This window comes from Bradyrhizobium sp. Arg816 (genome assembly GCF_029989365.1).
In the GTDB taxonomy this organism is placed as follows: Bacteria; Pseudomonadota; Alphaproteobacteria; order Rhizobiales; family Xanthobacteraceae; genus Bradyrhizobium.
Genome location: NZ_JAPRAQ010000109.1, coordinates 1 through 558 on the forward strand (window position 1 = coordinate 1; position 558 = coordinate 558).

Here is a 558-nt window from a genome sequence, read left to right on the forward strand (position 1 = left end):
CGTCGCAGCACTCGCAGTCGGTGCTGCTGGTCGACGACTCGGCCTTCTTCCGCAACATGCTGGCCCCGGTGCTGAAGGCGGCCGGCTACCGCGTCCGCACCGCGCCGACCGCGCAGGAGGGCCTGGCTGCGCTGCGTGCGCAGAGCTTCGACGTGGTCCTGACCGACATCGAGATGCCCGACATGAACGGGTTCGAGTTCGCCGAAGTGATCCGCTCGGACACCAATCTGGGCGCGATGCCGATCATCGGCCTGTCCGCGCTGGTGTCGCCGGCGGCGATCGAGCGCGGCCGTCAGGCCGGCTTCCACGACTATGTCGCCAAGTTCGACCGTCCCGGTCTGATCGCGGCGCTGAAGGAGCAGACCGCAGGCGCCGCCGGCGCCTCCGAGCTGAACCGGGCAGCGGCCTAAAGGGGACGAGGAGATATCGAGATGAGCAACAAGACCCAGACCACCGAAGGCGCCATGGTCGAATACGTCACCGCGATGATCGGCGGCCAGCTGTTCGGGCTGCCGATCTCCCGGGTCCAGGACGTGTTCATGCCCGAGCGCGTCACCC

General features: G+C 68.1%; 1 protein-coding gene and 1 pseudogene. Both read left to right on the top strand.

What is annotated here, in order from left to right; all coding sequences use genetic code 11:
• Positions 1-410 (top strand): response regulator (locus OWC48_RS46050; RefSeq protein ID WP_282525932.1); only part of this gene is annotated, 410 nt, incomplete at its 5' end.
• 21 nt (positions 411-431) lie between these two features.
• Positions 432-558, top strand: a pseudogene (locus tag OWC48_RS46055) (chemotaxis protein CheW); the annotation flags it as partial.